General features: G+C 64.5%; 18 protein-coding genes. 2 read left to right on the forward strand and 16 right to left on the reverse strand.

The genetic code is table 11. The features are described 5' to 3' along the window. Positions 1-61: 61 nt before the first annotated feature. The 13 genes from H6718_02730 to H6718_02790 form a co-directional block, all read right to left on the reverse strand. A complete protein-coding gene (locus tag H6718_02730) occupies positions 62-1,543 on the reverse strand; it encodes a general secretion pathway protein GspK (GenBank protein MCB9584281.1) in 1,482 nt (493 codons plus the stop codon). Then, on the reverse strand, positions 1,540-2,286 hold the full coding sequence (locus tag H6718_02735) for a prepilin-type N-terminal cleavage/methylation domain-containing protein (protein MCB9584282.1): 747 nt from the start codon (positions 2,284-2,286) through the stop codon (positions 1,540-1,542). Before H6718_02735 ends, H6718_02730 begins: the two co-directional genes overlap by 4 nt. Then, positions 2,283-3,146 carry a type II secretion system protein gene (locus H6718_02740; GenBank protein ID MCB9584283.1) on the reverse strand — a complete coding sequence of 288 codons (864 nt, stop codon included), beginning with the start codon at positions 3,144-3,146 and terminating at the stop codon, positions 2,283-2,285. The genes H6718_02735 and H6718_02740 overlap by 4 nt, the downstream gene beginning before the upstream one ends. Beyond that, positions 3,143-3,892: a prepilin-type N-terminal cleavage/methylation domain-containing protein gene (locus H6718_02745; protein ID MCB9584284.1), complete on the reverse strand. Its 750-nt coding sequence runs from the start codon at positions 3,890-3,892 to the stop codon at positions 3,143-3,145. The genes H6718_02740 and H6718_02745 overlap by 4 nt, the downstream gene beginning before the upstream one ends. A gap of 44 nt (positions 3,893-3,936) precedes the next feature. Next, positions 3,937-4,428 (reverse strand): prepilin-type N-terminal cleavage/methylation domain-containing protein, encoded by a 492-nt coding sequence (locus tag H6718_02750; GenBank protein ID MCB9584285.1) that lies wholly within the window; start codon positions 4,426-4,428, stop codon positions 3,937-3,939. A gap of 41 nt (positions 4,429-4,469) precedes the next feature. Next, positions 4,470-4,886 (reverse strand): type II secretion system protein GspG, encoded by a 417-nt coding sequence (locus H6718_02755; GenBank protein ID MCB9584286.1) that lies wholly within the window; start codon positions 4,884-4,886, stop codon positions 4,470-4,472. 93 nt (positions 4,887-4,979) lie between these two features. Continuing rightward, entirely contained in the window at positions 4,980-6,206 is a 1,227-nt protein-coding gene (gene gspF, locus H6718_02760; GenBank protein ID MCB9584287.1) for a type II secretion system inner membrane protein GspF, read from the reverse strand. Then, a complete protein-coding gene (gene tadA, locus H6718_02765) occupies positions 6,206-7,969 on the reverse strand; it encodes a Flp pilus assembly complex ATPase component TadA (protein MCB9584288.1) in 1,764 nt (587 codons plus the stop codon). The genes gspF and tadA overlap by 1 nt, the downstream gene beginning before the upstream one ends. Positions 7,970-7,971: 2 nt before the next feature. After that, a complete protein-coding gene (gspD, locus tag H6718_02770) occupies positions 7,972-10,491 on the reverse strand; it encodes a type II secretion system secretin GspD (protein ID MCB9584289.1) in 2,520 nt (839 codons plus the stop codon). Between the two features lie 86 nt (positions 10,492-10,577). Continuing rightward, positions 10,578-11,564: a general secretion pathway protein GspC gene (locus H6718_02775; GenBank protein ID MCB9584290.1), complete on the reverse strand. Its 987-nt coding sequence runs from the start codon at positions 11,562-11,564 to the stop codon at positions 10,578-10,580. A 248-nt stretch (positions 11,565-11,812) separates the two neighbouring features. Continuing rightward, the gene (locus tag H6718_02780) at positions 11,813-13,219 is read right to left on the reverse strand and encodes a sigma-54-dependent Fis family transcriptional regulator (protein ID MCB9584291.1); all 1,407 of its coding nucleotides are present in this window, start codon (positions 13,217-13,219) and stop codon (positions 11,813-11,815) included. Between the two features lie 149 nt (positions 13,220-13,368). Beyond that, positions 13,369-13,926 carry an isochorismatase family protein gene (locus tag H6718_02785; protein MCB9584292.1) on the reverse strand — a complete coding sequence of 186 codons (558 nt, stop codon included), beginning with the start codon at positions 13,924-13,926 and terminating at the stop codon, positions 13,369-13,371. 108 nt (positions 13,927-14,034) lie between these two features. Continuing rightward, entirely contained in the window at positions 14,035-14,385 is a 351-nt protein-coding gene (locus H6718_02790; GenBank protein MCB9584293.1) for a (2Fe-2S) ferredoxin domain-containing protein, read from the reverse strand. A gap of 126 nt (positions 14,386-14,511) precedes the next feature. On the opposite strand from H6718_02790, the gene H6718_02795 reads away from it, so the two are divergent. Continuing rightward, complete coding sequence (locus tag H6718_02795) at positions 14,512-15,816, forward strand: hypothetical protein (protein ID MCB9584294.1); 1,305 nt, start codon at positions 14,512-14,514, stop codon at positions 15,814-15,816. A gap of 128 nt (positions 15,817-15,944) precedes the next feature. On the opposite strand, the gene H6718_02800 is transcribed toward H6718_02795, so the two are convergent. The 3 genes from H6718_02800 to H6718_02810 all read right to left on the reverse strand — a co-directional run bounded on the left by H6718_02800 (position 15,945) and on the right by H6718_02810 (position 19,543). Then, positions 15,945-17,021, reverse strand: coding sequence for a DUF2804 family protein (locus tag H6718_02800; GenBank protein MCB9584295.1), 1,077 nt, complete (start codon positions 17,019-17,021; stop codon positions 15,945-15,947). After that, entirely contained in the window at positions 16,999-18,525 is a 1,527-nt protein-coding gene (locus H6718_02805) for a hypothetical protein (protein ID MCB9584296.1), read from the reverse strand. Before H6718_02805 ends, H6718_02800 begins: the two co-directional genes overlap by 23 nt. 106 nt (positions 18,526-18,631) lie before the next feature. Next, positions 18,632-19,543: a hypothetical protein gene (locus H6718_02810; GenBank protein MCB9584297.1), complete on the reverse strand. Its 912-nt coding sequence runs from the start codon at positions 19,541-19,543 to the stop codon at positions 18,632-18,634. A gap of 89 nt (positions 19,544-19,632) precedes the next feature. On the opposite strand from H6718_02810, the gene dnaX reads away from it, so the two are divergent. Continuing rightward, on the forward strand, positions 19,633-21,855 hold the full coding sequence (gene dnaX / locus H6718_02815) for a DNA polymerase III subunit gamma/tau (GenBank protein MCB9584298.1): 2,223 nt from the start codon (positions 19,633-19,635) through the stop codon (positions 21,853-21,855). Positions 21,856-21,913: the final 58 nt, after the last annotated feature.

Consider the following 21,913-nt stretch of genomic DNA (forward strand, 5'->3'; position numbering starts at 1 on the left):
AGGAGGCGCGCCGATTCGGGAGAGCGCTAGCTGCGAGCAGAGAGAAGACGGAGCTTTGCCTTCACTCCAGGCGGTAATACACGATGCGACCCGCCGGGTCCGGTTTGAAGTAGTTTGCGAGTGCGGAGTCGGTCGCGCCCTCGGGGAGATTCGTGGGCGTGGCGCTAGGATTATTGCCCTCAGGCGCGGTCTCACCAGCGCTGGAAACTCCCGGGATTTCCACTCCGAGGGCACCGAGCGCGTCCGTGATCGCCTGAGCCGGCTCGGGCGCGCCCCGCATGTCGACGACCGCGCGCAGGCGTGCGTTGGTCTCACGCTTGGCGCTCTTCACGTAGCCGGTCACCGCCACGTTGAACACCTTACTCTCCGTCGTGATGGCCTTCATGGTCTCGTTTGGGGATTTGAACGTCACGGGCTGGAGACCAAGAGCCGCGAAGACCGCGCCGAACATGCCCTTTCCGCCCATCGCGTTGATGAAGCCCTTGGGGGAGTTGAAGAGCGGTACGCCCGACGTGAACCCCTTGAGCATGCTCACCACCGAAATGAAGTGGATCGCTTCTTCTGGGTCGGAGCACATCGGCGTGTTCTCCACCGCGTACTGACAGATGATGGTCCAGAGCGCTTGAGCGTTGGCGGTGTTGACGTTGAGTTCCCCCTGCCCCCACACGGTGAGCGGACGCTTCTCGGCTTCGCCTCCGTCCGGCTCGACGAAGTTCGCCCAGATATCGTCACTCATTCCGCGCACCAGCCTCAGCTCCTCCAGGCTGTCGAACGCGGCGTTCTTGCGCACGTACTTGAGACCGATCTGTTGATAGAAGGAGTCCTCGGGCGCAGCAGTCTGGGCGGTGTCCGATCCAAGCTGGCACACGGCAGCCTGTTGATCCGGGTCCGTCCAGTCGATCAACGCGGAGCACATCGCCTGGCGATCCGTGAACTGCCCGTCAGCGTCTCGGTTCTCGAACAAGGCGTCGTACTGCAAACCGCTAATCAGCGTCGCGATGGCGGTGCCCGTGCGCACCTGGCTGAAAGCGTCACCCTTCGCCGGCAGGTTCACGTTGATCTTGGAGTCTTCGTCCACGATCTTGATGTCGAAGCCTGCGCCGTCGAGCCCGAGGTTCTCGCCCTCTTCCAGACGCACGCTGGCCAAGCTTTCGAAGCGCTTGCCGCCATCCTTGTCGTTGAACGCGCCGAGCACCAGGTCGGCGAACTCCCAGACTGGGATCTGGAAGGAGCGCCCGCCCATCAGCAAGAAGATCGGCGCCGCGGCCTTGCGGATGGTCGGCTCGGACGCGAGCAGAAGGCGCGATAGGTTCAAGCCGCTCTTCGCGGCGTATTCCGCGCGGATCGAGTCCCGATGAGATAGCGCGCTCGAGAGATCCGCGGTGGACTCGGTCTGGAACTCGGTGAGCATCACGGTGAGCACCGCCAAGGCGCCGAGCACCATGATCAGTGCAACCCCGCGCTCCCTGGAGCGGCGCTTCCGCAAGCGATAGCGCCGGAGGGCACCCTGCGCCTCGCGAGTCGGCTGGCCAGCGCCCGTCATCGCTGAAGGGCCCCCAACCCTGCGAAGTCCATCGGGGACTGAATTGGAATCATCACCTTGGTGTCGAACTTGATGGTGCCGCGGGCGCGGCCCTTGGAGGAGCGTTGTCCTCCGTTGAGCACCAGCGTGATGTGCACCTGGTATGGTAGGCGATTCGTCTGACCGATGGACTGGCTGGAGTCCCACTGCTCCGTCCAGCGCCCGGTGAAGGGATCGAGGTACTCGAGCTGGAACAGGTCGATGTCCGTCGCTAGCACCTGGACACGACCGCCCCTGTCGGGCTCCAAATCAATCACCGTCGACTCGCGACGCACGAGGTCCGTCACCGCACGTTGCTTGGGGTCCTGAGAGCCGAAGTAGGAGAGCTCGCACTGATCTGACTCGTGAGCGTCACGCTCCAGCCGGCGATGGGCAAAGGCAGTGAAATCCACGCGATCAGCGGGGGAGCCGCGGCTGCCCTTGAACAGCGTCTCTCGCGTGACGAGTGATTGATCGATCGGGCGATTGAAGCTCAGGAAGGCGCTCTGCAGCTCACGGGCGATGCGCTGCATTGCGCTGCGCCCCTCGTGATAGCGGCCGCTCACCTCACCCACGCCGTCGCGGGTGCTACGAAGCCCAGAGAAGGCGCCGTAGAGCAGCATGCTGATCATCGCCAGGATCGTGATCGCCACGATCAGCTCGAGCAACGTGAAGCCCGCGAGCTGGCGCCGGACGCGCCGCCCCAAGCGTGCAGCCACGCTCATGGCCGGCCCCCAGGGCGCGCGAATGGGCTCGGCGAGCGGGTGAAGGCACCATTTCCGGCGGGATTTCTTCCGGCGGGATTGCTGCCGCCTGTCGTACCAGACGGGTTGCTGTTGCCGGTGAGCCCACCCGCGAGATCTTCCAGACCCTCGAGCCCGGCCGCAGCGTTGGGATCGAGGCCACCCTGCTGGGGATTCGTCACGAACTGCACGGCGGAGAGCTCACGGCGATTCTTGCCTTCCTTCCACACGACCGTGACCGTTACCCTGCGGATACTCGCCTCGAGCATCGGCTTGAGCTGGGGGTACACCATGCTCATCACGATGCCCGCCACGCCATCGATGGGGTTACCCCCCGCTTCGGTGAGCGAGCTAGCCAACGTCCCGAGGTCCGGCGGTTGCCCTCCTTGAGTCGCGGCGCTGAGCCCTCCCCCCGACTGCGCGAGGGTGCTCAAGGCCCCGAGGCCGCCGTTGTCGCCGGCGATGCCCGCGTCCCCCGCGAAGGCTCCAGAGCTCGGCTCCGGCAGCTTGATCAGCTCGACCTTCCACTCACAGCTGAAGCGCTTGTCGCTCTCGTCAGCGCAGCACGGGCCGGAGTCCTTCTGGTCGATGATTCCGTAGCCCTTCTCCAGCAAATCGAGCTCGACCTCGTTCATCTTGCAGCGCAAGAGCTCGGGCGCGACGCTCATGTTCTCGGCGCGGGCGGCGTTGTTGAAGAGCCCTGCCTGCGCCGACAGGATCACGCTGAGCCCGAGGCCCAGAATGGCCACGGCGATCAACACCTCCAGCAACGTGAAGCCCCGCTTCCCACGCGCGGGGGTCGGCAGCCTGGAGTTCCCTCGGGATACGCTGCGCGCGATCATTCTTCGCGCTCCCCAAAGGCGTCGTCTTCCCGCGGCGGCTCGAGTTCGACCCAGCCGCGCTCGATCTTCGTGCGGCCCGTCAGACCGTTGACCAAGATGCTGACCCCGTCGTCTTCCGACTTACCCTTCTGTAGCTGGATGGACGCCCTCTCGGTGCCCCCACCAGGAAAGAAGTAGAGGTAAGCGCGCCCCGAGGTGCGCGGGTCACTGTCGTGATCGGTCTGCACGCGGCGCAGCTTGACTCCGCTCTCGAGGGCCCTGCCAGGCTCGCCGTCGTCGCTCTCGAAGCCGAACTCTTTGACCGGCGTGAAGCTCGGGCGCGGCGCGCGGGGTGCTTTGATGAGCTTCTCTGCTTCCTCACGCGCTGCTTTCTCGGCCTCCGTCGCGGCTTCGGCGCCACCGCTCTCATCGTCCTTCTGCAGCAGCATCTTGCCGCTGCTCTCCTCGAGGATCACCCGGTTCGACTCGAAGTCGAAGACCATGCGCACTGGCTTGCCCGTGGAGTTCGCCCGGTTCAACCCGACACGGATCCCCGCGGAGATGAGTGAAGCGGAGGCGCGCATCTTTGCGCCACCCAGCACGCCGGTGCCCAGTAGGACTGCGCCGGTCAGGATGCCGATCAACGCGACGACGATCAGCACCTCGAAGAGCGTGAGTCCCCGCGCCTTGCGCTGGGCACGCAGACGGACCGCGCTCCTCACCCCCTGGAAGACACCCAGGGACGAGGTGAGACCAGTCCGTTGCATGCAGCGCATGCCTCGCGGCCCCGTTCCTCGCCCCCGATTAGACATCACTCCTCGTCGCCGCCCGTCTGACCGCCGCCTGGGATGCGAATGTCGTCCTTGGTGCCCTTCTGCTTGTCGGGTCCCTTGGAGCCGACGTACACCTCGTCGTCGACGCAGGTCAGGATGTAGGCCTCGCCCCACGGATCGTCGGTGTTGGTTGCGGAGTCGATGTGCTTCTCCTGCACCAGCTGGCTCATCGTTGGGCAGCTCGTCTCGTTATTGGCTGCCTGCCACTGCTGCACTGCCGTGCGGATCGTGCGGGCACCCGTCCTCGCGGTGTCCACCTGGGCTTCGCGATACTTCGGTAGCGCGAACACGGCGACGCCACCGGCGACCATCGCGAGGATCGCGACCACGATGAGCACCTCGAACAACGTCACGCCGCGCTGATCAGCGCGCGTTGCCCTGCGGAGCTTGGCTGCGAGACGCAGGCGCTCCAGCAGCGTGAGGTCGGTGTTTCGTAGCTCGTGGGAGGCGAGCAAGCTGTGTGTCTTCATATCAGAGCTCCAAATTCGCGCTGGGAGGCGCGATGAACGTTTCACTCGATGCGATCCAGCCCGCCGGGCAAGCCGTCGGGGCCGTCACTCATCAACTCGTAGCGGGACCCTTCTCGGCGTCCCGGACAGACCAAACGCAGCGGGCGTCCCCACGCATCGCGGGGCACCTGCTGCGAACCAGAATATTTGGCGAGGTCGCTCAAACTCGGAGGACATCCGCCTTGGTGATCGGCGAGGTAGGCATCCACCGCCTGCCGTGTGTCGAGCAATGTGGCGCGCGTCTGCCGCACCCCTGCTCGACGTCGCTCGCGCACCGCGATGGTGACGAGCAAGCTCAGAAAACCTGCCACGATGAGCACGCGCCGCAAGCGGTGTACGCGCAGCCGTCGACGCAACCCTCCCCGTCTCTCCCACGGAAAGAAGATGTCCTGCTCGAGCAGTCGTCGACGGCGTAGCATGGGTCATTGCACCAGCTTCAAAAGTGAGGCTTCGGGGTGGCTTTCTGAATACGGCTTGAGTGTTTTCCGCGCGTGAGCACGGCTTGCTTGTTGTCACTTCACCATGTCGTTCATCTGAATCAGCGGCATGAGGATCGCCATGGTGATGAAGCCGACGAGGCCACCCATCACGACAATCATCAAGGGCTCGAGCAAGCTGGTGAGCGCCTGCACACGAACCTCCACATCAGCTTCGTAAGCTCGGCTGACGTTCTCCAGCATTTGCTCCAGCTGACCGGAGCGCTCCCCCACGGCGATCATGTGGGTCACCATGGGCGGGAACTCGCCGCTCTTCTTGAGTGGCACTGCGATGCTCTCGCCCTCGCGAATGGAACCAATGGCGTTGGACACCACTTCCTCGAGCAACGCATTCTCGAGCACGTTCTTCACGATGCCCATGGCGGTGAGCAGGGGCACGCCGCTCGAAAGCAGCGTCGACAGCGTGCGGCTGAAGCGGGCGACGGCGACCAGCAGGTTCAAGCGCCCAAACAGCGGCACCCGCAGGCGGAACTTGTCCCACTTCTTGCGCCCTTCAGGCTTGGCCTTCCAGCGCCGGAAGCCAATCACGCCCACCACGATGAGCCCAATCAGGAGCCACCAGTAGCCAGCAACGATGTCGCTGACGAAGATCAAGAGGCGGGTGTACCAAGGCAGCTGCTGCCCCAGGTTGTCGAAGATCGCCGTCACCTTGGGCACGACGGCGACCATCAAGAAGCCGACCAGGATGGTGCCAACGATCGCCATCAGCACGGGATAGGCCAGCGCGCCGGTGACCTTACCCTTGAGGCGCGCCTGGTTCTCCATGAAGTCCGCCAGGCGCTCGAGCACTGCCTCGAGGGTGCCTGAAGCTTCACCCGCCTCCACCATGTTGATGTAGAGCGGCGGGAACACCTTGTTGTGCGCGCCGAGGCTCTTGGCGAAGCTGGTGCCCTCGTTCAGGCTCTCGCGTACTGCCGTGAGGATACGCACCAGCTGCTCATTTTCGACCTGCTCCGAGAGGGCTCCAATCGACTCGACCAGCGGCACGCCGGCGCGCACCAGCGTGGCGAGCTGACGGGTCATGACCGCGATATCGCTGGTCTTCGGCCGCTGGAACACCGCGAGGAGGTTCAGCTCCTTCTTCGCTCGAGCCTTGCGCTGAGCCTCCTCCGTCGCTTCCGTGAGGAGAATGCCTTCACGGCGCAGAGCTCCGCGCAACGCCTTGATGTTGTCAGCGTCCTTGTATCCCTTGGTCGCCTTGCCGGTGTTGACCAGGATGCCGCGGTACTCGTAGACGGCCATCAGTCGTAGGAGTCCTCTTGGGTTGCGGCGAGGACGGCTTCCACCGTGGTGCGTCCGAGCAGCACCTTGCGCGCGCCGTCGTCACGCAGGGAGTCCATGCCGTTTTGCATCGCGGCACGCTTGATTGTCTGCGCGTCAGAGCCGGCCATCACCAGCTCACCGACCTTGTCGTCGGCCATCAACAGCTCGTAGATGCCGCGCCGACCGATGTAGCCGCTGTTGTTGCAGTTCTCACAGCCAACCGCGCGGAAAATCGTGGGCATGCCGGGACCGGTCCAGCCTGGCGGTTTGTAGTTCACACCATGCGCCCGGTAGGCGTTGCTCACCTGGCGCTTCAGGCGCCGCTCCGTCGACTCGGGATCGATGCCGAGCTGCTCGAGCTCATAGGGCGTCGCCTCGTATGGCTCCTTGCACTCATCACACAAGATGCGCACCAGACGTTGAGCCAGGAGGCCAATAACGGTCGAGCGGACCTTGAACGGCGCGACGTTCATATCGACCAAGCGCGTGAAGGCGCTGGCGGCGTCGTTCGTGTGAATCGTCGAGAGCACCAAGTGACCAGTCATCGACGCTTGGATCGCGATTTCAGCGGTCTCAAGGTCACGAATCTCACCGACCATGATGACGTCCGGGTCCTGACGCAAGAAGGCGCGCATCGCGCTCGCGAAGGTGAGGCCGATCTTGGGCTGCACGTGCACCTGATGGATGCCGCCGATCTCGTACTCGACCGGATCCTCCGCGGTGAGGATGTTCACGTTGGGTCGGTTGATACGGTTGAGACACGCATAGAGCGTCGTCGTCTTACCGCTACCCGTGGGACCCGTGACGAGGATGATGCCGTTCGGCCGCTCGATGATCTCATGCATCAAGTGCAGATCGCGCTCGGAGAAGCCGAGCTCGTCGAGGCCCAGCAGCGTGTTCGTCTTCTGCAGGAGACGCATCACGATGCGCTCATGATCGCGACTCGTGGGGATGGTCGAAACGCGGACGTCGATGCCGCGCCCAGCGATCTTGAGGCTGATACGGCCGTCTTGCGGCAGGCGCTTTTCAGCGATGTTCAGCCCAGCCATGATCTTCACACGAGCGACCACGGCGCTCATGAACTGGCGGCTGGCGGTCTTCACCACCTTCAGCTGCCCATCCACGCGGAAACGCACGATGACTTCGCGCTCTTCCGGCTCGATATGGATATCTGAGGCGCGCTCACGCACCGACTGGGAGAACAAGCCGTTGACCCAGCGAATGATCGGCGCGTCGTCGTCCGAGTCGAGGATGTCGATCTCGTCGTCATCCGCCGCCGCGTCCTCGCTCTTCAGCTCTTCGTTCGTCTGGCCTCGCTCGAAGACCCGGTTGATCGCCTCTACGATGATCGATGCAGGGGCGACGTCAGCCACGACACGCTTGCCGAAGGACGCGCGGATGTCGTCGAGCCCGTCGGTGTCCAGCGGATCAGCACACACCACGCGCACCGTGGCTTCGTCCTCCCCCACGACCAACAAGCGGTGAGAGCGGGAGTAGCCAATGGGCACGCGGATCGCGAGCTGCGGGTCGATCGCGTCGATGTCGAGTTTTGGCAGGAAGCGCAGCCCGCACTCAGCGGCGAGCGCCTGGCCGACGGCTTCTTCCGAAGCGAGCTCGCCTTGTACGAGCAGCTCCGTGAGAGGCTGACGCTTCTCCGCTTGCTGCTCGAGAAGCAACTCGAGCGCCTCGGGCGTCACCACGCCGCGACGCACGAAGACCTGGCCTAGTGCGCGCTGCAACATGCTTACTCCGTGCGCTCCGCAGTGACGCGGCCGCCGCTCTCGGGGGCCTGGGCGACGCTGCGAGTCATGGGGTTGATCTGGATCGGCGTCTCCAAGGCCCCGCTGCGGGGATTGGCGCGGCGCGGCGTGCGGCGCGGCGTACGGCGCCGTTGCGGCGTTGCCGCAGGTGCTGATTTGCTCCCGCCCCCACTCTTGATCACCTGGGGCATGTCGATGGGCTCCGACGGCTCGTGCTTGGGCTTGTCCTTCGGGGCCTCGAGTTGAGCCTCGAGCTGCCGCCGCTCCTCTGCCTCGCGGTACGACTGACGGATGTCTTCGACCAGTCCGTTGGTGCGCGTCCAGTCGCGGGGCGGTGTCCAGTCCGAGTCGCCGAACACGAAGTAGCGATCCAGGAACTCCTGCCGCTCCTGCATCTTGCGCTGGAAGATCGTCCGTAGATCCCGGGAGTCGTGGATGATGTGAGGCGTGAGCACCAAGAGCAGGTTGCTCTTACGCTTCTGCGTTTCCGTGCGGCGGAATAGGAAGCCGAGCACCGGCAAGTCGCCGAGCACCGGCACCTTGGTCTTCGTGGTCTGCTCGGAGTCCTTCATCAAGCCGCCGATGACCACCGTCTCCTGGTCGCGCACGACCAAGGTGGTGTTCGCCGTACGCTGGGTGATGCTGACGGCGCCGAGAGAACCCGCAGCCGCACCCGGGGAGCTGTCTTCCGCCTCGATCTCCAGGCGCACCTGGTCGGAGTCGTTGATGTGCGGCGTGATCTTGATCTTGGTACCGACGTCTTGGCGGGGGCTGGAGAAGCCGCCCAGGCCACCAAGGCCACCGAGCGCACCGAGCGCACCCGCGTTACCTCCAGCCAACGCCCCCAGGCTGCCGAGGTTCAAGCCACCGCCACCAATGTTCGTCTGCAGCGGGATGTTCTCCCCGATGTTGATCTCCGCAGGTGTGTTGTCCGTCGCGATGATGTGCGGGGTGGCGAGCACATTGGTGTCGCCGCTGGTCGCCAGAGCGTTGAGCACCACGCCGAACGCCGGGATGCTGACGCCCGTGCCGAGGATGTTGGACGTGCCATCGAGCTCTGGACCGCGCACGCCAACAGCGAAGCCTTGCAGCTGATCCGGGGTGAGCACGATCGAGTTGATCGGATTCAAGCCGCCGAACAGCAGGCTGTCGTCTTGGTCCTTCGTCGTGAAGGTGGTGCCGCCGTGGTAGTTGATACCAAGAGTGGTTCCGCGCGAAATCGACAGGTCCATGATCGCCGCCTCGATGAACACCTGGCGGCGCGGCATGTCGAGCTGCTGAATCACCAGCCGCAGCTGAGCGTAGTCTCGGCCGCTGGAGGTGATGATGAGCGAGTTGGTCGGCGAGTCGGCAGTGACGCGAACCTCACCCTCGAAGGAACCTTCACCCGTACCGGCGCCGCCAGCGGGCGCCGCCGGAGCCCGCCCGCGAGCGCCAGCCTGCGCTGCGGCGGTCCCGCTGAGCATCTGAGTGAGCGTCTGAGCGAGCTCGTCGGCTACGGCGTGCTGAAGCGGGAGCACGTGGATCTTGCCTTCGGCTGCCGGCGCGGTGTCGAGGCGCTTCATGAACTCCAGTAAGCGCAGGTACGAGTCTTCCGTACCGACGATTACCAGCGCGTTGGTTTGCTCATCAGCCACGACCTTCGAGAGGCCGCCAGCGGCTCCGCTGCCACCAGCTCCGCCAGCTTGGCCAGACAGCTCGAAGATGTCGTTGATCTGTTTCGCCAAGTCCGTGGCAGCGCCGTAGTGAACGGGCTCAATCCACATCTTGGTACCAGAGCCACCGACGTCGACTTCTTCGATGATGCGGATCATGCGCCGCACGTTCGAACCGGTGTCCGTGATGATCAGCAATTGCCCCGCGGAAAAGGTGGAGATATCACCTTCCTTGCTTTTGAATTTCTGGAGCAGCTGGGCGACGTCGTCAGCCGACACGTGCTGCAGGCGGTAGAGCCGCGTCAGGTAGCCATCGGTGCCCGCGACGGGCGCCCCACGGGAGAAGATCGGGGTCGCCTGGCTCGAGATGTTGCCGGTGTCCACGATCTTCAGGAAGCGCCCATGAGGCACCACCGTCATGCCGTTGGCTTCGAGGATGCTGAGGAACGCCTCATACGCCTCAGCCAAGGTCACCGGTGTGGGGGACACCACGGTGGCTTTGATCTGCCGAACCTTGGAGCCGTAGATGAAGCGCTTCCCGGTCATGCCGCTGATGTGGTTCACCAGCTCCGCGAGGTCCGCGTCCTGCAGGTTGAACTTCACCATATGCCCCATGCCCTTGGGCCGGTATTCGGTCTCCACGGCCTTCGCGATTGAGTCCATGGACTTCGGCGGCGCAGGTGCGGCTCCCGGAGGATCGTCGGCAGTCTTCGGTGCGGCGGTCGGAGGCGTGGCGCGCGCAGCAGGCTTCTTCTGTGCGCGGATCTGCGCAGAAGCCTCAGGGCTCATCAGGCACAGGGCCAAGCCGAGTCCGGTCAGGGTGGAGGCGAATTTCGCGGCGCTTCGCATGGTTCGGTATGTCACAGCTGTTCTTGGTGAGCGGTCAGGGCCGGCGCTTGCCGGAGTAGTTGATGTGGCGCGTGGCGCGGTGGCGCTTACTTGATGCGGAAGTCCACGGTCACGGGCTTGCCGCGACGAGTGATTTGCACCTTGAGGTTCCCGGCGGTGCGCAGCCTTGCGTAGGCCTCGAGCGCCTTCTCCGGGGAGGTCATGTCGAAGCCGTTGATGTTCTCGAGACGGTCACCGTTCTGGAAGCCGAGCGTCCCGAGCAGCGTATCCTTACGGATACCAAACATGCGGATGCCTACGACCTTCCCGTCCTTTTGCTCGGGAACGATGCGAGCAGAGCGCATCAACGCGGCCTGGTTCTCGAGCACCTTGTCGACGACTGAGCGATCGACTTCGAACTCGTTGTCCGACACCTTCTTGATCTTATCCGCGATGTCGGAGGGAACCGTGTTCGCGCCGCTCTTCTTGTCGGTCTTCGCCCGGGTCGGCTTGGCGCGGGGAGCCGCGGCGGGCTTCTCTTCCGAGCTGAACAGCAGCACCTGACAGAGTGAGCTACCCGACTCCATCCACACCGAAGGGCTCTTCTCGACGGGGTTTCGTCCGATGTAGGCCACGGTCTTGTCAGCGACTTGATCGCCTACCCTCCGCACCACGGCTGCGGGATCTGAAGGGCCGCGCAATGCAGCGAAAGACCAGAGCGGATCAGGGGACTCCGTGATGATCGTCACGGTCACGCCGTCGCAGGCTGGTGCGGTCAGCGGGTCCGTGTTGATGGGCCCGCTGGGCTCGTCCGTTTCTTCGGGCTCTGGCAGACGGTCTAGTGGACCCGTGACGGAGTCGAAGGGATTTCTGTGCAGAATCGGATCCGCGCTCGCTACCTTCGCGCCGCTCTTGTTGAGCCCGGCGAGATCCGGATTCTTGGGGGGGAGGAGCGCCAACGCCTCAGCGTCCGAACCGAAGAGCCAACTTCCCAGCAGGTCGGAAGACCCCGCCGCTTGGAAGTACGCAGCCGTGGCCAGCAAGGCGAGGACCACGCCGGAGAAGTACTTCTTCAGGAGGGTGTCGATGGGCATGAGGGGTGAGGGCGGAAGGCTGGCGCCGGAGGTGTGGCGCTGAACGAAGGTCGACTCAAGTCGAGTGGCGGGGTGAGCACCCGCTGCCTGGTTTGGCAAACGGGGTTAAAGCGAGAGCCGTGCCAAGGGTCAATGGACAAAACTGCGGATTTTTGGGGGGTTTGCGCTTCCGGTAGGGGCCGGGCCGCGCCAGCTTGTCATCGCACTCCTGAAACACCTGCTCAGTGTGCCAAAGTGGCAAAACGCTCTCAGCCCTCCCCCAGCTTGCGGTAGATAGTCCGCGTCGAGATCCCCAGCAGTTGCGCGGCCAGGCGCTTGTCCCCGGACGTGTGTTTGAGGGTCGCGCGGATCAGCCGCTGCTCCACCTCCTCGAGGGGAGTGCCGATGGGGAACTCGAGGCTGTCTGGAGCGCGAGGCGCTGCCTGGGCGACGGCGTCCGGCAGGTCGCCGAGCCCCAAGGTGTCACCGCGAGCAAGCACCGCGGCGCGCTCGATCACGTTCTCGAGTTCACGCACATTGCCGGGCCACTCGTAGTCGAGGAGCTTCGCAAGCGCCTCTCGGGAGAGCGCGAGCCGGGAGCGGCCGTTCTTCTTGCAGTAGACACCGAGGAAGTGATCGACCAGGAGCGGGATGTCTTCCCGGCGAGCGCGCAAGGGTGGCGCCGTGACGGCGATTACGTTGAGCCGGTAGAACAGGTCCTCACGGAAACGCCCCGCCTCGACCTCCGCGGTGAGGTCGCGGTTGGTCGCCGCCACGATGCGGACGTCGGCTCGCACCATCTCACCGCCGACCGGTTCGTACTCACCCTCTTGCAGCACACGCAGGATCTTCACCTGAACCTGGGGCGTCAGCTCGCCGATCTCGTCGAGAAACAGCGTCCCTCCCCGAGCGCGAGCAAAGCGCCCTTCCCGCTTCCCTACGGCACCAGTAAAGGCTCCACGCTCATGCCCAAACAGCTCAGCCTCCAAGATCGATTCGGGGATCGCCGCGCAGTTCACGGCGACGAACGGTCCGCTCGAGCGCTGACTCTTGGTGTGAATGTAGCGGGCGATCAGCTCCTTGCCTGTGCCGCTTTCCCCCAGCACGAGTACCGTTGCCATTGAAGGCGCTGCCTGAGTAGCGATCTCCAGCACGCGCCGCAGAGCGCCGCTTTGCCCAACGATTTCCCGCGTGGTAAGTAGCTCGATCTCTTTACGCAGCGAGCGGTTCTCCGCTACCAAGCTGAAGCGCTCAGCGGCTTTGCGCACAGTCTTGACGATTTGCATGCGCTTGAGCGGCTTCTCCACGAAGTCGTAAGCCCCCTCACGCATCGCTTGCACCGCGGTCTCGACGGTGCCGTAAGCCGTCATCAGCACGACCTCGGTGTCGGGCGAGAGCTCCTTGAGCGCCTTGAGCAGATCCACGCCACTGGTCCCTGGCATCATCAAGTCGGTGAGCACCACTTGAACCCGGTGGTGCCTCGCCACCTCCAGCGCGGCCTTTGCGTTCTCCGCGGTGAACACCCGCATCTGATCGCGCTCGAAGATCTTGCGCAGGCTCGCCAGGTTCGAAGGCTCGTCGTCGACGACGAGCACCGTCAAATCCTCCGCGAGAGGGCCCGGGGCTGGAGCTTCAGAGGCTGGAACCGGAGTCAGGGTTGCCACGCTGTCAGTCATGCGCGACACCTTGTCACGCACAGACAGACAGTCAACTCAGTTCGCAATCAAGACCTAAACCCATAATTTTCTTGAATTTTTCTGTGCCATTTTGACACTCAGGCCGCCTAGCAAAACGACCCGGAGTGTTCCTGAACGCCCCGGAGTGCTTAGCGGATCAGCTTGGAGAGTTGTTTGAAGGCGTCGCCACCGGCCTTCGCGAGCCAGTCGAAGACCACCGTCTCCGTCGTCGTGGAGACGGCTCCGGCGCGCTCGCACAAGGCGATACCGGTCGCTTGATGGTCCGCCCGGCGAGAGCTCACCCCATCAATCGGCACGTGCACTTCCAGACCCCGTTGGGCGAGATCGCGCACTGTCTGGTAGACGCAGACGTGACTCTCCATGCCAATGACCACGGCAGCCCGCGCCTTGCTGCGTTCTAGGCTCTCGGCGAAGCCATCGGCCTCCCACGCGCTGAAGCACAACTTCTCGAAGCGTGCTGCGTCGCCTCCCTCGAGCGCCTCATTGACCGGCGCAAGGGTCGCACCGAGCCCCTTGGGGTACTGCTCGGTGACAAACAGCGGCGCGCCAAGCAGCCGCGCGCCCTCTACCAGTATCCGCGCGGAACGCACCACCTGAGAGAGCTGCTCCTCGGGCATTGCAGCGGCCAGCCGGTCCTGGATGTCGATGATCACCACCGCGGTGGTCTTGGGGTCGAGTCGTTGCATGGGAGCCTCCTGAGCGCACGTGGCGCGGATGAGCCAAGGCGCGCCCAGCGGCGCGCTTGAAGAACACTGCGTGCTAGAAGAACACTGCGTGCTAGAAGAACAGCGCGCCTACTTTCGCTTGAGCAATGCGGGGTCGATGAAATCGTCCTCTTTGAGCACCAGGCGCTCCACTCGCTCGCCCCGCTCGAGCGCGTCGACGATTTCTTCCACGTCCTCTAGCTTCACCCGACCGTAGAAGTAGTCGTCGGGCTCAACCGCGATGACGGGCCCCGCCCAACACACATCGAGGCAACTCGCGCTGCAGGGACGCACCTCGGTCTTCGCCAAGCCACGCTGCTTGAGCAGCTCCTTGAGGCGGGCGTGGATCGCTTCAGAACCGCTGAACGCGCAAGAACCGCGGGGATTGTCGTCTGGTCGGCGATTCACACAAACGAACAAGTAGCGCTTTCGCTTCGACATGGGCGGAGGGTCGAGCCGCGGAGCGCCCTGGTCAAGCCCCAACGCGCGTTGCCGGCGCTCGCGAGAGCTCGGCGTCGATGGCTGGGATGTCATTCACCGCGCTAGTGGGGCATGCTTGCTAACTAGATGGCGGACACTGCCCTGCTCCAGACTCCAGCGGACCTCACCTTGCCCCGCGCGGGTTCGACCACTGCGCGACGCATCCTCGGCAGCTACCTCAAGTGGCTCACACGGGAGCTAGTTCAGATCCCCATGGGGCGCTTCCAAGCACCGGTCTTCGACAACTTCACCGATGCGCGGTCGCGCTTGCTCGGTCTACTGAAGACTCCCAAAGCCGGCATGGTCTACGCCAGCCTCAGGCGCCCCTCGATCTCTGTGCTGATCCGATGCCTGCACCGGGAGCTGTGGGGTGCCGGCGACGTCAAGGTGCTCGATCGCATGCTTGGAGAGCTTGGCAGCCTGTTGTGGCTCGAACTAGCGCTCGCCGACGAGCTACCTGCAGGCGGCGTCGGGTTGAAGCACGCGCCAGCAGTCGTCTACTGGGCCGCGCTTGGGGTCAGCATCGAGCGCCCCGAGGAGCTTGCGCTCGGAGTTCGCGAGGGCGAACTAGTGCTCGGCAGCGGGGACTCGGAAGAGCGCATTGCGTTTGCGGATCTGGCGGCGATTGGCACTGGGACCGAGGCGGAACGCGAGGTTGGTACCGCGCGGATCAGACGGGTGCACTTTCCGCTAACTCAGGGCATTGCGCTCGTCGCCGCGGACAACAACCCGCTCTCCGATCAGGAGGCGCACCCTGAGAAACAGGGCAACGCGATCGACTTGGGCGAGCGCAGCGCGGCTGAGTGGAGCGCTGCCCTCGGAGCTGCCTTCTCAACGATCGAGAGTCACTACCCAGAACTCGCTCAGGAGATGCAGCTCGTGATGCAGAGTTACCATCCCGTGGGCTACGACCCCGAGCGACACTTGTCGGCTTCGTATGCTGAGGCCATCGGCGCGGCCTACCTCAGCCTGCACCCCGACTCGATGACCTTGAGCGAGGCGCTGATTCACGAATTTTGCCACAACAAGATCAACACGCTCTTCGCAGGGGACCAGCTGCTCGAGAACGCCTTCGAACCGCTCTTCAGCTCCCCCGTGAGGCCCGACCCACGACCGCTGTACGGTGTGCTGTTGGCGGTCCACGCGTTCGTTCCAGTCGCCGAGCTCTATCGACGCATGTTGGAAGCCGGCGCAGCGGTCAGTGCGAGCCCAGCCTTTCGCGCTCGCTACGAACAGATCGTCGCGAAGAACCTCGACGGCATCGCGACGCTGCGAACTCACGCTTCCCCTACCCCCACGGGTGCTTGGTGCCTCGCGGAACTATTCGCGTGGGCTGATGCTCAACACCAACCGCAGGTGACGCCCGAGGTCGCCCGCGCAATCCCGGACTGAATCATGCTGCTTCCGCAGCGTCCCGGATCTCAGGGGGGGAGGTCAGCCGAAGTGCCCTTGCGAAGCACCTCTCCCCCGAAAAAAACCGCCTGCGCCTTGGCGTCACCATCAGCGCCGACCCACTGCGACTAGCAGCGCAAGTGGAAGGCTTCGCCCATCCCGAACCAGTCGTCGAGCACGAGCTCCGGCAGACCTTCCGCCGCCAGGCGACCACGCACATGACCGAAGGGTCCGCGATAGCGGCTCTCGACCACCAACGCATTGACGCGCACGTCGCCGGGCACGGTGGGCCGGAACTCGACATCTACGCGGCCCGAGTCGTCACGCACGAGCCACACCTCGTCAGGCCTGCCCTCGTTGCGGCGCTCGAAGTGGACTTCAGGCAGCGCGCCAAAGCGATCCTCACGCCACACACAGTTCTCGTTGTAGCGCTCTGGTTCCCGACACTGGTTCCGCGTGAGGTTGAAGCCCCAAGCGACCCCTGACGCATCTCGCTTGGCGCTGGTCAGCCAGTCCCAGAGCATCACGTACGGGTAGTAACCCTTGTGGTCATCGAGCAACGCCAGGCCGCCCTCTTCGGCCAGCTCGTGAGTCGTGTCGCCGATGGTCAGACGCCCCGCCGCCGGAAACATTCCCTTATGGGAATACATACCGCCATCCACGAGGGGCATGCTCACGACATGGGGCGCGCCGCGGTGCATGTCGATCCGCAGCTTGCCGCTGATGCGCGGGCGCTTGCCCTCGCCTTCCAAGTCGACCAGCACGTCCAGGTAGCCGAGGGCAGCGCGGTTGTCGAAGGCGAGGATCACCTTGGAGCCCGCGTAGCCGTTGTGAGAGTAGAGCAACGAGTCGGCGATCTGCATGCTGAGCGGCGGCAGCTTGCGCTCGAAGACGTGCTTCTGGCCGCGCCGCTTGTCGTAGATCTTGATCTGCACGAGGCTCATCAACTTCGCGTCGAAGAGCGCGAGGTTCATGAACAACTCTGGAGTGCTGATTTGCACCGCCTGCCATTCCTTCAGTCGCCACCGACGAAGTCCGCGAGGCAACCCGAGAAACGGCGCATCCAATAGGTTCGCGCGCGCAGGCGTGGTGGAGAACCGCCCATACGCCTGTTGCCCAGACGCGACCAACGCGCTCGGTGCGGCGACGTGCTTGGACGCCTCAGACGGGGATTTGGCGGCTTCAGGCTTTGCGTCGGGCAGCATCGATCAGCTTCTGCAGGTGGGGAGGGAGCTCTTCTTCGTCGTCGTCGGGTTTGCCGACGGGCAAGAATAGGCTGATGTCCGTACCCTCGCCTGGGGAACTGTCAATCTCCAACTCGCCGCCGTGTGCTTTGACGATGCGGTCGACGATGGGCAGTCCGAGCCCCGTCCCGCTTGGCCGAGTGGTGAAGAACGGATCCGTCGCGCGACTCATCACGTCCTCGTCCATGCCGTGACCTGAGTCTGAGATGGTGACCTTGACCATCGGCCGACCGCTCCGTTCCTGCACCTGAGCGGAGATCTTCACGCTACCGCCGTCGCGCATGGCCTGGCAGGCGTTGGACACCAGGTTCTCGAACACCAGCGGCAAGAGCCCCGCGTCGGCCCACACCGTTTGCACGTCTGGGTCCTCGCTGATCTCGAGTTCGAGCTCGAAGCCTTCCAGCAAGCGAGCCTCGGCGCGCTGGAGCAAGATCGCCATCGCCACCGGGGAGCGATTCACCTTCACGGGCCGAGCAAAGCGCAGCAGATCCGTAACCAATCGGTTCAACCGACCGGCCTCTTCCTCGACGATCCCGAGCAACATGGTGCGATCGTCGTCGGCCAGCTGAGGCCGCCTCAAGCTTGCCGTAGCGTTCACGATGATCGCCAGGGGATTGCGCACCTCGTGAGCGATGGCTGCAGCGAGCTCGCCCACCTGGGCCAGCTGCTCCTTACCTGTTAGTTGGTCCTGAACGACCTGCAGCTCGACGTAGCTGTTGCGTAGCTCCTGGGTGGCTTGCGCCAGATCCACGGTCTTCGCCTCGAGCTCTTTCTCTGTGGTCTGGTAGCGAGCAGGTAGCGTCGTCGCGATCGCGAAGATGTACACCAAGAATCCGTGCGGAACTAGATAGACGCTGGGAAACTTCCCGGTGATGAGCAAGATGTCGTTGATCGCGACCAACACCAGCACGCTGCTGCCCACCATCACCCAACCTGCTTCTCGCTGGCCGCCAAGGAAGGCGCGAAGCAGCAGCACGAAGCCACCGATCAACTCCGCAACGACTACCAAGTAGAACGTCGCGGGCAGCAGGCGCGGCGATGCCACGGCGTGGGCTACGGGATTTCCGAACACCTCCGAGTGCAGCACTCGAACGGTGCCAGGCTCGAACCAGAAGTTTCCGATATCCAGGATCAGGAACAATCCGGCGAGCGCGTAGGCGATCTGGATCAGCCGCTTGCTCTCGACACGCGTGTAGCGCATCACGAAGTGCAGATTGAGCGCTCCGGCAGCGATCGCGCCGGCGTGAGCGAAGCGCGCTGCGGTCAGCCACTCGGTCTTGTCCGTGGTGTGGTACGCCGCCGCGATCCCCGCGGAGTCGAGGGCGATGGCGAAGCACAACAAGCCGAACAGCAGGTACTCGGCTTCACGCCGACGATACGCGTAGGCGAGCAAGAAGAACGCGCCCACCGCGATCTTCGCCAGCGCCCAAGCGAGGGCCATGCCGCACAGGAAGGGAGAGTCCATGGAGGCCGGGGGCAAAGGTTGTCCCCCCCTCTGACCATACACGCTTTCCTGCCGATCCAAGCGGGTCGTGAAGCGGCACCCGCACCGCTCTGGCGGCCGGAGCGCTTTACTTCGGAGCGTCCAAGTTGACGGTGATGGTTTGGGAATCTACCGCGCCACGGGTGTCGAGCGGCTTGCCGTCCGAACCGAGGAGCTGCACTTCGAAGCGGTAGTCACCGTTCTGCAGCCCAGAGATCGCGAAGGGCCGCGCGTCTTTCACCAGTTGCTCGAGCTTCTCCCCGTGCTCTCCGCTGACGACGATGCGAGCCGCGGCGGCTGGACCCCGCCCAAGGGGTGGATAGACGCTGAATAGCATCCGAGCATCTTTCACCGAGGCGTCGCCGTTGAACGTGCCCCGAGGCGAGAGCACGCGGACTAGCGGGCCCGCCGTCACCTCGCGACTGTCGATGCCGAAGCGCACGATGGCACTTGGGCCACGAGACCACTCAGGCTTCGACATCCAGGGTTCCCCTGCCTCATCGAGGACGATTCCGAAGAGCACGTGCTCGCCCGCCGTGAGTTCCATATCCGCATCCAGCAACTTCCCCAGTTCGATGGGCGACTTGGGGTCGACAACGTGTGGCTGATTGTCGTCGAGGCGCAGCGCCACTCGATAGCGCTTGCCCTTCGGTTGGCCATCGAGCTGCAGATGGATCTTGTACTTGGCTGCCTTTGCACTGGGGATGAGCTGTCCCAATACGGGGAACTCGAACTCGAGATTGAGATCCGCGCTTGGAGCAAAGTGGGGTTCGAGCGCAGTGAGGACCGGTGGTGGCGCGCTCGGCGGGGCGACGGAGACGCTCGGCAAGGCGCTGGGCGCCGCAGACGTGGGTGCAGCGCTTGCCACAGGCGGTGCTAGCGGCGCTTGGCTTGCTGGGGCGGGCGCGGGCCCGCAGCCGAAAGCCAACACGCTGATGACTGAGATGAGGGAACTCGCGTAGCGCGTGCGCCGCAGAGGCGCGTCCAAACGTCCGATCACGCGCCGGAGCATACCAGCTGATCACCTGAGCGACGCCAACACAGCGCACCCTGGAGACGCGCCGAGCGATCTGCTACTCCCCACCAGCGATGAGCTATGTGGTGCTGGCCAGAAAGTATCGCCCACTGGGCTTCACGGATCTCGTGGGCCAGGATCACGTGGCGCGTACGCTGGCGGGTGCCATCGCGAGCGGACGCGTGGCTCATGCGTTCCTGTTCACCGGGGTTCGCGGCGTTGGTAAAACGACTTCAGCGCGCATCCTGGCCAAAGCGCTGAACTGCATGCGTGAACCCGGGAGCGTGGAACCGGGGGTCGATCCCGGGCCCACGGCATCGCCTTGTTTGAAGTGCGCTGCATGTCTCGAGATCACCGACGGCAAAGATGTCGACGTGCTGGAGATCGACGGCGCAAGCAATAGTGGCGTCGACGAAGTACGTCGCCTGCAAGACAGCCTGCCTTATCGGCCCCAGCGGGATCGCTACAAGATCGTGATCGTGGACGAGGTCCACATGCTCTCCCAGAACGCGTGGAACGCGTTCCTCAAGACGCTGGAGGAGCCGCCGCCCCACGTGAAGTTCATCTTCGCGACCACAGAGGTGCACAAGGTCCCAATCACGATCTTGAGCCGGGTTCAGCGCTTCGACTTCAAGCTCATTCCCTCCCAGCTCATCGTCGGAAGGTTGCGCGAAGTGCTGGGTCTCGAGCAGATCCCCGCGGAAGACGCAGGGCTCTCGATCATCGCCCGAGAGGCCGCTGGCTCCATGCGCGATGCGATGAGCCTCCTGGATCAAGTGATCGCGTTTGGGGACCAAGAGCTGACCGCGAAGAGCGTCGCGGAGGTGCTCGGCGTGGCCAGCCACCAGGTGCTTCACGACATCGCGCGTTCCCTGGTCGAAGGCAACGCAGCCCGCTGCCTGGAGATCGTCGCGAGCCTCGCAGAACGCGGCAACAACATCGCCCATGTGACTCGTGACTTGCTGGCGCTGCTGCGCGACCTCGTGGTGGCGAAGGTCGTGCCTGATCCCAGCGGATTGCTCGACCTCGCGGATGAGGAGCTCGGAGACGTGAAGCAGCTCGCCGAGAGCGCAAACGCCGACGACCTCATCCGACTTCATCAAGGCTTTTCGCGCGGATACGATGAAGTGGTGCGCGGAGCGGCGCCGCGGGCGGCGCTCGAGATGCTGCTGGTGCGTCTCGCTCGGCGTCCCGCGTTGCTCCCCGTGGATGATCTGATTGAGCGCTTGCACGCACTCGAGCGCCGGCTCTCCGCCGCACCTCGAGGCGGCGCGGTCGAGCGGCGCCCCGGAGCGCCGGCTCCCAGCCGTCCCCGCAATCGCGACCCGCGTAGCCCAAGCCCCAGCGGCGTCGCACCGGCGGAACGGGCCGACGAGCCTCCAGCTGCGCGGCCGGCCCCAACCACGCCTGACCCACGCACGGTTGGTGCGGTAGCTCCGCCGGTTGCTGCTGCTCCTCCGGCTCCTGCTCCTCCGGCCGCGGCTCGCCCCGCCGCTGGGACGTCGGCGGCTGCGCCTGCTTTCGCGGCGCCCCCGCAGGCTCCTAGCCCGCAGCCTCCTAGCCCGCAGCCTCCTGGTGGCGCACCGCCCACTGCCGCGTCGCCCCGGGCGGTGCCCCACGGTAACGAAGAGCATCCCCACGCGCCGCCCGGCTACGGCTCGGAGGCTGACGCTTGCTACTCGGAGCCACCGCCCAGCGCGCCTGCGCGTTTCGAGAGCCGCGGTGGTGCCCCGGTCAGGCGCGACGCACCTGGCGCTTCCTCACCCCCAAATTCGCGGCAGCCTGAGCGACCTTCGGCGCCTCCCCCGCCCAAAGAGCGGGCGAAGGATGCGGCCGACGTCGATCTCGAGGAAATCCTCGCTCGCGCCCGCAAGCTACCGCCACCAGAGCCGGAGCACCTGAAGAAGCTCAAGACCTGGGCCGACCTGCTGGAGCCAATGCGCGGCGATCGCGCAGACCTGGCGGCGGTGCTCAACCACGCGATCCTGATCGAGCTCGGAAAAGAACGCATCGTGCTCGGCTTCGACCGACACACCGTGTTTCGAGGCCGCGCGGACTCTCACGAGTCGAAGGCCGCGATCCTGACGTATGCAGAGAGGCTATTCGGCAGCGTGCCCGAGCTGGACTTTCAGTTCGAGCTCCCCGACTCACCGCTACATACGGTGGCGACGCTGGAAGCCGAACGGCGCGAGCGGGAGCGCCTCCAAGCCATCGATCGGGCGAAAAATCACCCACTGGTGAAAGCTGCCGAGCGCACCCTGGGCGCCCGCGTCAAGCGAGTGCTGCCCTACGAGTGAAAGCCCCGCTGAGGCCTTGCCTCGGCGCGCGCTGAACGGCAAAACCTGAAGCCATGAA

Source organism: Polyangiaceae bacterium (assembly GCA_020633205.1).
GTDB lineage: Bacteria > Myxococcota_A > Polyangia > Polyangiales > Polyangiaceae > JAHBVY01.